Genomic DNA, 13,597 nt, shown 5'->3' with positions numbered 1-13,597 from the left:
TATCAAGTATTAAAAAGCAAAAGATGCCACTTAAACATCTTTTGCCTTTATTAATATAATTAGTACTTAGGATGTTGCTGTCCTCTTAATCCGGGATTCACATCAATGATGGAGGTTGCAATAGGTAGTATCTCTACCTTTTCGCGTTCCAGCCCGCGAAACAAATTCGAAATCAATGCATTGTTTGGCGCCAAGGTACCTTGCGAGTTTAAAATAGAGGCGTTATGCATTCTTAAAACCACGTTACCAGCCTTAGCCATCGTAGTTGAATCAGCCGGGGTAAGCGCCTTATAACCGGTATATGGTACTGCTACTACCGGGTCTTGGAAAGAAGTTGCAATAGTACGTTTATAAACCCTATAACGGTCAATGTTGGCATAAGCACCAGTCACGCCGGCCATATTGTTCAGGTTTTGTTTGGTTTTAGTAAGCGTTTCGTACAAAATACCCCATCGCTCCAAATCAGTGCGACGTAATGACTCAAATCCGAATTCAAACTTGCGCTCATTAATAATGGCATTGCGAAAGCCCTGATAATCGGATGGTGTAGTACCAATTTTTGAAGCATCGCCACCAAAACCACGGATACGTACCTGCTCAAAAGCCGCTTTGGCGTCGCCTGCAGGTCCGTTATTGTATTCGTTCAGAGCTTCAGCATACATTAATAAGATATCCGAATAACGTAGTACAGGCCAGTCAATGTCGCGCTTGTTTACAGCCGTACCGGTATTGGGTCCCCAGTTTGCCCTAAACTTACCAATGGTATTACTCGAATAGGTATTCATGTCCCTGCCGTTATCTGCGTTTATGCCATAGTTACATATAGTTACATCGCGGCGTAAATCACCGGCGGCAAAATCGTACCAGTAGGTTGGCGTTACGGCCATAGCCGGCTGGCTTTTACCAAAAATACAACTGGCATGTGCAAAAATACCATTGGTATATCCGGATTGAGAATCATTATTATCCTGCCCCCACTGCCCAAACAACAGCAGCGACTCATTATCGTATTTACTGGTAATCAGGTTACGGAATACTGTTTCAAAACTGGGCAGTAAACTATTTTCGCCTTTATCTATCACCTGTTTGCAGGCATCAGCCGCAATTTTATACAACTCTTTAATACGGGTGGCATCAGAGCGCTGAGCTATTTTAACTGATGCAGCGGCATTAGTCGTTAAATCCCAACGTAAGGAGTAACCGGCGGCATACAGCGCTACACGCGCTAAAATACCCAAGGCAGCTTGCTTGGTAAAACGCTCGTAAGTGGGTACCATGCCTGCACTTTTCCAGGGCAGCAAGCCGGCTGCCGTTTGCAGGTCTTTTACACAGCCATCGTAAATTACATCACGACTAACTCTTGATGATGAAAACTGCCCGGTTTCGCCTACGGGCTCAGTGCTGTATGGCACATCGCCAAAAAAACGAATGAGGTTAAGATAGTTCATTGCCCTTATAGCGTAAGCTTCTCCTAACAGCATATTTAACTTAGGCTTTTGCGCATCGCTTACGCTCATGCCCTGCAAACCTTTAATAGCTACGTTAGCATACTCAATCCCCGCATACATTACTGTAAATGTAGAACTGGGGGATATAGAGGGCGTATAAACATAGTTGCCTACCTGGTTTTTGCTGTTAGAGGTAGCCTCGGTAGACATGCACTCATCGGTGCCCATGCCCAACTGGTAATACAACTCGCGGTTAAAGGTTTGCGAATAACAGCCTACCACCACCATTTCGGCACGGTCTATCGTTTCGAAAATATTTTGGCTATCGTACTTGGTTACTGATGGTTGCTCCAAAAACTTTTTGCACGAATTGAGCGAAAGGGATGTAAGCCCGACAGTAATTAACAGATATATCTTTTTCATGACTGAACTTTTTTTAAAATGAAACATTGACACCAAATACTACACTTTTAGAAACCGGGTAAGCCGAATCATCAATACCTTGAGTTAAGATGCTTGATGTGGCCGATACGGCCGGGTCATAACCCTTGTACTTAGTGAAAGTATGGATGTTATTTAGGGTGCAGTACAGGCGTGCCCGGGTTAACCTTACTTTCTGCATCCAGGCTTTAGGAATGGTATAGCCCAGGGTAATGGTACTTAAACGCAGGTAAGAGCCGTCTTCCACATAATAATCAAGTGCATCGCTGATGGCAATTTTATTATCGCCATGCAGGCTCCATAAAGCATTGGGGTCAAATTGCTGTGGATTTAATTGCGCCAGGCGACCCAAGTTTGAGGTTTCTTTGCCAGTGTTAGGATCAACCAGCGTATAACGCGTATTCATCACTGTAAGTGTATTTTGGTTTGGCAGGTATGGCCCTATAAAACGCTGTGTATTGGCGTTGAACACTTTGTTACCCACAGCAAAGTTCATAAACACGGTAAAATCAAAACCTTTATAGTTAAAAGTGTTGGTCATACCGCCCTGAAATTTAGGCTGTGCATTACCGATAACCGTACGGTCATTGGTTGACCATACTGGGTTACCATTAGCATCTTTTTCGCCGGCGGTGGTTTCGTATTTTAAATCACCCGGCTTTAAGTTAGCAATGTTAGCCGATTTGGCACGCGGCACACCAGCTTTAAGGGCGTAGGTACCGCTAGCGTTTTGTGTAAAATCATCAGTGGTATATACCCCGGCGTAGCGGTAACCATAAATTTGACCCAGCGGCTGGCCTACTTTAACCAGGAAATCAACCCGGCTATTGTAATTGCTGATAAAATAATCCTGATCACTTTGCCCGTAAAGCGCCATCACCTTAGACCGGTTGAAGGAAATATTGAAGTTGGTTTTCCACCTGAATTGCTTGGTAGCGATGTTGTTGCTCCCTAACACAAACTCGATACCGCGGTTACGGATAGACCCGATGTTTTGATATTGGCTGGTATAACCGGCGGTAGGCGGTATGGCTGCCTTGATGAGTAAATCGCTCGATTCATTGTTATACACATCAGCCGATAAAGTAAACCGCCCTTTCAGGAAATCGAGGTCTAAACCAACGTTGGTTGATTTGGTAGTTTCCCACTTAATGGCGGGGTTACCTACTGTAGAGCCCGGCACTAAGGTTTGAAAGTTTGTTTTGTTAATAGCATAGCTATTACCGCTATAGCCAGTAACATAAAAATAATCGTCAATGTTATTGTTACCTGCCGTACCATAACCTACGCGTAATTTCATGTCGCTAACCACGTTTTGGTTTTTCATAAAACTTTCGTCAGAGATACGCCATGCACCGGCTACCGATGGGAAATAGCCCCATTTATTTTCGGGACCGAATTTACTCGAACCATCGGCACGTAAAGTAAGATTTAAAATATACCGGTCTTTAAAATTGTAGGATGCTCTGCCGAAGAAAGAACTCAACGAGCTTTTGGTTAAGTTAGAACCGTAAGAGTTTTTAGTGTTTCCGCTGGCTTGGCTTACATTGTTTAAACCAAAGTTATTGGCCGGAAACTGGTAATACGTGTTATCCAAATTAAGCGATTGCAGGTAGTATGCCTCCTGGCCTAACAACAGGTTTACATTGTGGCTATGAAAGCTGTGCCCCCAGTTTAAAGTATTGGTTACCTGCCATGAATACCGCTCGCTGTTATTACGCGACCCATATGGCCCCAGGTTATTTTGTGCCGTGCGGGTACGCCCATCGTCAAAAGAATCTGACCGGATCTGGCGCCATAGGTAGCTGCCGAACGTGTGGAACTTTAAATCTTTAGTGATGCCGATGTCCAAACCGGCGTTACCTGTAAACTGACGGTTGTAAGTGGTTGCAGTTACTGCATCATTAACAATGATGGGATTGTAAAGATCATACTGCGAGTCGTACGCTAAAAAATCGTTACTGATATCGCTGCTGATTAACTGTTGGTTAGTGTAACGGGTACCGCCGGTAGGTGGCTGCAGCAAGGTTAGCTTTAATGCGCCGCCCAAGGAGCCGCCGCCATTTACACGGGTATCCTGGTAGTTGGTGTTAAAATCCAAGACCACGTTTTTCATCACTTCGTGGTTTAGTTTTAACCTGATACCGTTACGCAGGTAATCGTGCTTGGCAAAAATGCCGTTTTGCCCGGTATTGTTATAGCTGAGCAAAAACTTTGTTTTATCCGAACCGCTGCTTACGCTAATGTTATGGTTTTGGCTTGATGCGGTGCCACCAAATAACAGATCCTGCCAGTCAATACCTTCGCGGTTTGCGTAATTAGAATTGATGTAGTTGTAAGCACCGGTATAAAAACCGGGGTCGGTTGTATTACCGCCAAAATAAGTGGCCCAGGCCGACTCCTTACCTGCCAGTGTTTGCAGCTCATACTCGTATTTAGTATAATCGAGCACGCCCATTACCGGCACCTTTTTGCCCAGGCGCTCAATACCATAATAGCCGTTGTAATTAACTTCGGTTTTGCCTTTACGGCCTGATTTAGTAGTAATTAAAATAACACCATTAGACCCGCGGGCACCGTATATAGAGGTTGCCGAGGCATCTTTTAATACATCAATGGTTAAAATATCGTTGATGTCTACCTCGCGCAAGGCATCCTCCATCTGGAAACCATCCACAATGTACAGCGGTGCCGAGCCTTGCGTAATGGTAGAGGCTCCACGGATAACGATATTGCTTGGCGCACCCGGTGCACCGCTTTGGGTAACTACACTAACCCCTGCCGCTTTACCCGTTAATGCTTGTGCAGCCGTAGTTACGGGTGACAGTTTCAACTCGTCGCCGCTTACCGACGCTGATGCTCCGGTTACTTCTTTACGCTTAACGGTAGCGTAACCAATGGCCACCACCTGGTCAAGCACATTATCAGTAATGCTCATTTTTATATCAAGCACCAAACCGGCAGGTACAATGCTTTCCAACGTTTTGTAACCCACAGACGTAAATACCAGCGTAACTGGCCCGTTAGTAGGCACATTAACCTGATATTTACCGTTTACATTGGTTTGAGTACCCTGGCTACCGCCCTTTACCTGCACGGTAACACTCGCCAGCGGGTCGTTGCTGCCGTTTTCGGTTACGGTACCTGTTACTACCCTGGTTTGCGCGTAACTTGCGTTGAGTGCGCAAAAAAGCAGTGCAATCATCAATAGATAAATTTTCCTCATAATTTGTTGGTTGGTTTATAAACAGGGCCGGGATTGGTCAGTCATCAGCCCCAAAAGAATGGTGTGTTTATTTTTATTTTTTAGTAAGTCCGTTTAAATACTCTTCGAGGTTGGAGTAACCAGCTGAGTTAATTAGCTGCGCATCTTCTGCGTTACTGGCATTCAGTTGATGTGTTTGCTCCCAGGCATCAGGTATACCGTCACCATCTTTATCTGTTTTATTGAGACGGCCTGGGGTAATATCAGGCTGCCCATTTACCTCAGTTTCTGAGCGGTATATTTTACCTTGTGTACCTAAACTGATTACGTAAGCTAACAGTCGCTGGTCAACAGCATCACGGTACAAAACCGCTCCGGCCTGCGCAATAACGGTTTGATAGGCTTGCTCGGGCGTGCTAATTTTAAGGTTACTTTTGGTAAGCAAAGTTGGCTTTGAAAGCATCGAAGCGCCTTTTTCACCGAAATCCTGAATGGTTACTTCGCGGCCGTTCAACTGCCCATCCTTATTTAAATCCACTTTATTGCCGCGCTGATAAACATGATCTGTTGCGGTAAACATGGCTAAAAAGTTATCGGTAGAGTTAGGCCCGGCAATAAAGTAGTTATTAACCAAATCCTGATAATGATGCTCGGCAGAGTGCCCGCCTACAAAACCACTGGTACCCCAATTATAAACTACATTATTAACGTACTCAATTTTTGCTTTAGCTTTTGGGTTACGGCTTTGGTTATCAGCCCATAAACAGTGATGAATGGTGACAAACTCGGGGCGCTCTATCAATGCACCAAAACATTGCGGGTCCAGGCTTTCGGCTATCAGGCAATATTGCAGGGTTACATTAGTGCTGTGTTTAATATGCAGATTGTCCCAGCGGCCCCACTCGATGCTCACATGGTCCAGCATCAGTTTATCCAAGCTATCTGCTACTAACGTACACCCGCCGCGCGGCATATTAATACTACCACGAAAGCGCATGTGGCGGACAATAGAATTACCGCTTAACGAAATGCCATTACCATATACCGTAACACCCGGTGCTGGTGCTGTTTGGCCGGCCACGGTGATATCGGCAGCTGCCTTAATTTTATCAGTAATTTTAATAACGCCGGCTACATCAAAAACAATGGTACGTTTAGGTTTACTTACAGCATCGCGAAAGGAGCCTGGGCCTGCTTCATTCAAATTGGTTACGTGATAAATGCTGCCTCCGCGTCCTCCCGAAGCAAAGCGGCCAAAACCCTCTGCGCCCGGAAAAGCCAATTGCTGAGCAATAGCACCGTTACCGAGCACCATCATTATTAAGAATAAAAAACGCTTCATCATTCAAATATTAGTTTTTGTAGAAAATTACTGCTGGCGCCGACAACCCGGCTCCAGCAGCTTGTTAGATAAGGGATAGGTAAATAATATTTGATTTAGCCGCAAAGCAGCCTGGCCGTTTTTTGTTGATGATAAGCGTCAGTAAAGTAGTGTAGTATCATGCCTCCGCTTACCGCAATAGCCTGATACAAACTGTGTAAAAGTCTGCTCATAATTTTAAGTTTGCTGATGTGCAGAGCGGCAAGGCTGCCTGCTAAACACATCAAATTTTATAATTGGTTTATGAGACAAACCTATCTGAAATATTACTTTTTGGCTTTCAAAAATTGACGGAATACTTTCTCTTTTTGACAAAAAGCTTGTTTTCAGCACCAGAAAAGGCTTTTCTTAGAGGGAGGAATTAAAATGGACTACGCCTTTTCGGGGCGACTGTTTTTTAAATAAGCGGATGGTGAGGTTTGATATTTTTCTTTAAAACAGGTGCTAAAGTAAGCCAGGCTGTTGAAGCCCGCCAGGTAGCCAGCCTCAGATACAGTATGTTCACCTGTATCTAACAATTGCTTGCTGCGCTTAAGTCGTAACTCGCGCACAAACTCAACCGGACTTAATGCAGACAGGCCTTTCAGCTTTTTATAAAAGGTGGTGCGCCCCATGCCCATTGCCGAAGCTACCTCATCAATATTGAAAGCTTGGTCGCCCAGTTTTTCTTCTACAATGCGGATCACTTCTTTTAAAAACTCCTGGTCTTTAGTGGTGGTTACCGGCACAGCACTGTCATTCACCTCATTAATTCCAGCTTGCCTGGCTACACTTGCAAAACGCTCAAATAACCGACGGCGCGAGGTGAGCAGGTTGTCTATAGACGCCATTAGCAGCTCGTTTTGAAAAGGCTTGGTTAGGTATACATCTGCCCCATACTTCAGTCCGCGTATGCGGCTTTCAACCGATGATTTTGCTGTTAACAGAATAACCGGAATATGACTAATGCCAGGATCTTGCTTTACCGCATCCAGCAACTGGATACCATCCATATTAGGCATTACAATATCTGATATAATTAAATCTGGCGATGTGGTTTGAGCTATTTTAAGACATTCGGCTCCATCTACGGCCGTTAACACCTGGTAAAAGCTGTTTAGTTTATTTTCTAAAAAGTTACGTAAGTCGGGGTTGTCTTCGGCAATGAGTATTACCGCCGGATGTGTATCAGTTTCGCGATTGGCAGGCAAAGCAGGAACCTGCAAATCAATCAAATGATTTACCGGGTTAATTGCGTCTACAGGTTGCCCGGTACTGCTAAGCTCTTCTTTACTGAAATGCTCGTGCCCGGCCTGTAGTTGCAGAACAATAGTGAGGCCGCCAGCCTGGTTTAACTCTGCCCAAAGTTTACCTTTATGACTTTGCGCCATCCCACGGGCTAAAGCCAAGCCTATACCTGTACCTTTTAAATGCGGGTCATTGCTGTGATGCTCCTGGTGGTAAATTTCAAAAATATCCTCCAAATGTTCGGGCGCTACGCCGGGGCCTTCGTCGGCAACTTTGATCTGTATCAATCCTTGTTCAGATAATTCGTCTACACTCAACCCAATGCTACTGCCCTGCGGAGAAAACTTTAAGGCATTGGAAAGGAGGTTGTATAAAATAATCTCAATTTTTTCGGCATCTACCCAGGCAAAGATATTTTTCCTGTTATTTTGCACCAGCAGGCTAATATTTTTCTCTTCGGCCATGGCTGTAAAAAAGCCGGCCACCTCGCTGCTAAGCGCTACCAGCTCGGTCTCCAGAATCTCCACCGGCATTTTACCGCTTTGTATTTTCCGGAAATCCAGCAATTGGTTGGTAAACCTAATCATGCGGTTTACGTTACGGTTGATGATTTTAAAATACTCCTGCCCTTTTTCAGATAGTTTTTCGGTATGTGCCAGTTCTTCCAGCGGACTGGCTATCAGCGTGAGCGGCGTGCGCAACTCGTGCGATATGTTGGTAAAAAAAGCCAGCTTCACTGCAGTTAATTTTTGTTCTACAATTACCTTATTGCGTAACCTAATCATAGTAATGATTATATTATGTGCCAGCAGCACCGCCAAAACAGCCAGCAAAATATAAATACTATAAGCCCACCAAGTTTGATAAAACGGCGGCCTGATTATAATGTGTAATGATCTTGACGGCGTATTGCTTAAAACATCCGCACTAACCCCTTTTACATAAAAAGTGTAATCACCAGGGGGAATATTGGTGTAAACGGCTTTACGTAAATCGCTTACCTGGTGCCATGATTTATCAAAGCCATCCAGCTTGTAACTATATGCTATTTTAGTAAGGTCGCGATGGTCAAGCACGGTATAATCTATACTAATTACATTTTGGTCGTGGTTGAGCACAATTTCAGACGTTTCATCAATAGTGCTTTTTAACGGAGAACCCTTGGAGGCCGGTAAAATATTTTTATAATACAACTGTAAGTTGGTAAGTGCCATGTTAGCTGGCAGTCGCTTATGCACAATATTTTGCGGATTAAACGATATATAACCGTTTAGACACCCAAAATAGAGCATACCATCCTTATCGGTAAAACAGGCAGCTTCCGAAAAGCTGGTTTTTGTAATGCCGTTAAAAGGATCATAACTACGAATAGTTTGCTTGCCGGCATCTATTTTACCTAACCCGCCGGCAGTAGCCAGCCAGATGTTGTTATGATGGTCAACCGTCATGGCCAACACCACATCATTAGGCAAGCCATCGGCTGTAGTAAATGATTGGAACCGTGTTGCATTTAAATCAGCCCCCCGGGTAATTACTTTACTTATACCGCCGCCAAAGGTACCCAGCCAAATTTGGCTTTTCTGGTCTTTAACAATACATTGCACACTGTTATTACCCAAACTACCGGCATTGCCGGGCTTTTTTTCAAACAAAGTAAACTTGTAATCTTTATTTTTTGGCTCATTAGGATTAAACACAACTAAACCATAACTACTGGCAATCCATATGCGGCCCTGGCCATCCTCACATAAATCGCGTATACCTTTGGCCTGTTCAAAAGGGTAAGCATGAAAAGTATTGCTGCAATTCAAAAAAGCCTCTTTGCCATTCATGTTAGTTAGCATGTTAAGGCCGGTCCCGAAGGCGCCTATCCATATCCTGCCTTTTTTATCCTCTAAAATAGCATACAACATATCGCTGCTAATGCTGTACGGATTATCAGGATCATTTACGTAGTGAGTTAACTGGTAAGATGTTTTATCAACATCACCCAACGGCATCGCTTTAAATAAGCCATTGCCCTTAGTACCCAACCATATGCGGCCTCTGCTATCTTCTTTTATACAATATACAAATCCGATGCTGCCTGCCGATTTGCCAAATACATCTATTTCGCGTTCATGATCGTAAACATGTACACGACCATCTTTAGTACATACCCAAAGCCGCCCCTGCTTATCTTTCATCATAGCCCGCACATCGTTTTCAGACCGGCTGTGCGGCTGTACTACGGGACGACGGTAGTTAAATCTGTCGGTTAACGATACCACTTTGTTGATACCGCCGTCTTTGCCGCTCATCCATAATACGCCGGTTTTATCAACGTAAAGGCAATTCACCACGTTTGAAAACTGCTGAATAGCCGACCCAGGCTGGTCGAAAAAGTAATCAATGGTTTCTGTTGCCGGGTTGTAATAACCAAAGCCTCCTCCTTTCATACTAACCCATAGCGTTCCGTTAACATCAGTAAGCAGTTTATAATCACGTGCCGCGCCCCGGTAATCGGTTTTCTGCTCGAAGCTTTTGAAATCGTTTTGATTAGGATTATACTTAATCACCCCCGCATTTTGGGGTTCTATCCAAATGTTTCCTTGCTGGTCCTCATATAAAGAATGGTATACGGCATCCTGTCCCGCCGATATAGCTTTATTAAAATTACCCGGTGATATTTTAATTAACCCCTTACCTTCGGTTGAGACGTATAAGATTCCGGATTTAGCCTGGTAAACATCATTAATAGCGACTCCAGACACCAACTTATTAATTTGAAAAGATTGATGGGATACATCATATTGAATAACACGCCCATCGGCAGTACCCAGATAAATATGACCCGGCCTTATGGCAGCAGCTGTAAATACGCCGGATGAAAATACCTTTTCTTGTGCCGGATGAAAATGTACTACTTCATAGTGCGCATTGGATTTGCGCTCCAACAAGTTCAATCCACGGTCGGTACCCAACCATATACGACCTGATGCATCCGTGTGATGAAACTTTACAATGTTCCCTTTAATGTGCAGTGCATTGGTTGCATGGATGTTGTAATGCGCTACTATGGGTACCTTGGACCGGTTACTGCTAACATAATACAGGCCGCTATCTTTAGTAAGCAGCCAAACACCATTAAATTGATCAGGCAATATATTTTTAACTACCGTTTTATTGGTAAACAACCTTTGGTATGGCCCATCGGATATAGGATCAAATTGCTCGGTAGCTTTGTCAAAGCGGTAAACCTTGTAATCATAAGTAAGTATCCATAAATAGCCGGTATTATCTTCGACTACGTCGCGTATTTTGTTCGACCGCAGCTTTGAACTGTCGCCCGGCCGGCTTTTGTAAGTAATGAAGTTATGCCCATCAAAGCGGTTTAAACCGTCGAACGTACCGAACCACATAAAGCCTTCACGGTCGCGGGTAATACAAATTACACCATTGTGCGAAAGACCGTCTTTAGTTGAATAATGCGTTACTTCGGTTTTGATTTGCCCGTAGGCAGCAGAGCAAATTAAAGCCAGCACCCACAGCCAATGTATAGGCCGCTTTGTGATATTATGTGCCGTACAGCCGCTCATCATATACATTCTCCCTTATCCGGCGCTATACCGTTTAACTAAAATTTTTTGTTATTTGTGTTTATAATTGGAATGAAATAGAATTTTCGAATTACGTTTTACCAAAGTAACAAAATCTATAATTAGCAAGTATAAAAATGTATTTGCAAACTATACGCCCGGGCTTATGAGATGCCCCGCCTGCTTTTATAAATAGTAATTATACGAATCTGATTTACAATGCCTTCAATAATATGTTACGGTATTCAACTTTCATGGGCGGACCAACGTGCACCTGTACACCCAACCAACCCCTCATCTTTCGATTCTTGGTATCATCATCTATAACCTCCGACATCAATACGCCGTTAATGTAATGCTGCAAGCGATTGCCTTTAGCAACAATGCGTAGCTCATTCCAGTCATTGGGCCGGATGTTCTTAACCAGGTCGAGCGTATTGCCGATAGAATCCAGGAGCTTGGGCTTATTACCAAAAGTCAACAAGGTCTTTTGCCCGCGGAGAGCCAGAAACTGCCGGCCCCGTTCTTCATAATTCTGACCTGAATAACGCGGGTACCCTAAGTTATATTTGTCTTTACCATCTAAATCGGCTTGATAACCTTTAAGCGCAAAAAGCAAAGTGTCAATCTTTTCGCTGCGGTAATTAACACCGCTGTTGCCTCTGGCTGATATGCGGTACTGCAGCTTAATTTCAAAATCACCGGGAGTGCCATCGCGCCATATTAGGAAAGTATTACGTTTTAAAATTGTTGCCGGAGTAACTTCGCCAATAATAGCACCATTCTCTACCCGCCAATAAGCCGGATCGCCTTCCCAACCGTTCAAATTAATACCATTAAATATAGACTGATATACAGGCTGATGTTTTAGTACGGTGCAACTTCCGAACAACAGTATTGCTGATATGGCAATTACAAGCGGCATTAAATTTTTCATTCCCAGACAAGCTTTCTTTAATGGATTATTGAAGTTAACCAATTAGAACAAGAACCGCATCGGCAAGAATTGAATTCGATGTAACAAGCAAGCTACAAGCAGAGGGTATCTCATAAGAGGTAAATCTTCAGTCCATATCCCTGCTTCAGTATAAACAGTGCTTCAGGATTGCTTTTGCATCATCTACAGGGATGGAATATTGCGTTTTGCGCAGGTGCTTTAAGGTTTTGAGTGTATCCTTATTCATACCTGTATATAAACTACCTAAACTTACGAACCAAAATCAAACGGGTACATTATGAGCATTGCAATAATATCCTACAAGGGATGAACATTTTACAGTTGTAACAAAATTTTAGCGACTTTTAAACAAATTCATGATTAGTAGGTTTATCAGCTAACAAGCGCAGACACAAAAAATTCATTAATACGTTAGTTTGCGCCAAATAGTGATGACAATAAATGATTACAGCTTATGGCAAAAGATTACAAAGGTTAGAAAGACGATTTAAGTTCATTAGGAGGACTCTTGGTGTATTTTACTATAGATAAAATTTTTTAATCTAAAATACTTGCTATTTAGCCTAAAATAAAACGTTTAAGTTAATGGTAACGTAAATTTACTGCCTTAGGTATAGGGTCAAAAAAAATAGAACTATTTCAAAAATTTATTATTATCTTGTGTAACTTTTTAATAAGTGTTATTTATTGCAATAAAATTGTTAAAAAAATAGTTATTTTGGAGATCAAAGTCAAATTTGCCATTACATGAAAATCAAAATCACCTTACTTATCCTATTAGGCTCGTTTATCATCAGTAAATCGTCTTATGCACAGTTACTTGGTGCGGCCAATTCACGTTACAGTGAGTACCAATGGCACATTAGCGTTGGTGTAGAAGGTTTGCTTAACTCAAGCCCAGGAAGCACTTACTACAATCCAGGTGTAGGCGGCACAGTACGTTTACAATACGATTTAACACAAAACGTTGGTTTAACTGCTACCACAGGATATTACTTATTGCCAGGTAAAAATAATGCAACAGTTATGCAGCCTGACCTTAAATTAATTCCATTTAAATTAGGTGCTAAAGCTTACTTTACTCCTAACTGGTATTTAATGGGTGAGGTTGGTTTAGCTTCGGCGCATCCGTATTTGAATCTTCAAACCAAATCGAAATTTAGTAAAGTTATTGCTCCGGCCATTGGCTACGAAACTTCAAGACTTGAAACTTCGTTAGCTTTCATGAATGTTCACCATAAAGGAGATTATGTAAGCAACGTAGTATTACGTGTTGCTTATAACTTCAACTTCTAACAATTACTAATCAAGTATCTCCTATAAAGCAAAGGGCTTAGTTAAATAACTAAGCCCTTTGCT

General features: G+C 42.9%; 6 protein-coding genes. 1 reads left to right on the top strand and 5 read right to left on the bottom strand.

What is annotated here, in order from left to right:
• Window positions 1-59: 59 nt before the first annotated feature.
• The 5 genes from AAGR14_RS01700 to AAGR14_RS01680 form a co-directional block, all read right to left on the bottom strand.
• On the bottom strand, window positions 60-1,871 hold the full coding sequence (locus tag AAGR14_RS01700) for a RagB/SusD family nutrient uptake outer membrane protein (protein WP_342646865.1): 1,812 nt from the start codon (window positions 1,869-1,871) through the stop codon (window positions 60-62).
• A 13-nt stretch (window positions 1,872-1,884) separates the two neighbouring features.
• The gene (locus AAGR14_RS01695) at window positions 1,885-5,115 is read right to left on the bottom strand and encodes a TonB-dependent receptor (RefSeq protein ID WP_342646864.1); all 3,231 of its coding nucleotides are present in this window, start codon (window positions 5,113-5,115) and stop codon (window positions 1,885-1,887) included.
• Window positions 5,116-5,188: 73 nt separating this feature from the next.
• Window positions 5,189-6,439: a hypothetical protein gene (locus AAGR14_RS01690; protein ID WP_342646863.1), complete on the bottom strand. Its 1,251-nt coding sequence runs from the start codon at window positions 6,437-6,439 to the stop codon at window positions 5,189-5,191.
• Between the two features lie 407 nt (window positions 6,440-6,846).
• Complete coding sequence (locus AAGR14_RS01685) at window positions 6,847-11,283, bottom strand: two-component regulator propeller domain-containing protein (RefSeq protein ID WP_342646862.1); 4,437 nt, start codon at window positions 11,281-11,283, stop codon at window positions 6,847-6,849.
• Between the two features lie 211 nt (window positions 11,284-11,494).
• Complete coding sequence (locus AAGR14_RS01680; RefSeq protein WP_342646861.1) at window positions 11,495-12,205, bottom strand: DUF1080 domain-containing protein; 711 nt, start codon at window positions 12,203-12,205, stop codon at window positions 11,495-11,497.
• Window positions 12,206-12,985: 780 nt separating this feature from the next.
• Between AAGR14_RS01680 and AAGR14_RS01675 the strand changes: the two genes are divergently transcribed.
• Window positions 12,986-13,534 (top strand): hypothetical protein, encoded by a 549-nt coding sequence (locus tag AAGR14_RS01675; RefSeq protein ID WP_342646860.1) that lies wholly within the window; start codon window positions 12,986-12,988, stop codon window positions 13,532-13,534.
• Window positions 13,535-13,597: the final 63 nt, after the last annotated feature.

It is taken from the genome of Mucilaginibacter sp. CSA2-8R (assembly GCF_038806765.1).
In the GTDB taxonomy this organism is placed as follows: Bacteria; Bacteroidota; Bacteroidia; order Sphingobacteriales; family Sphingobacteriaceae; genus Mucilaginibacter.
This window is presented reverse-complemented; position numbering and strand designations above follow the sequence as displayed.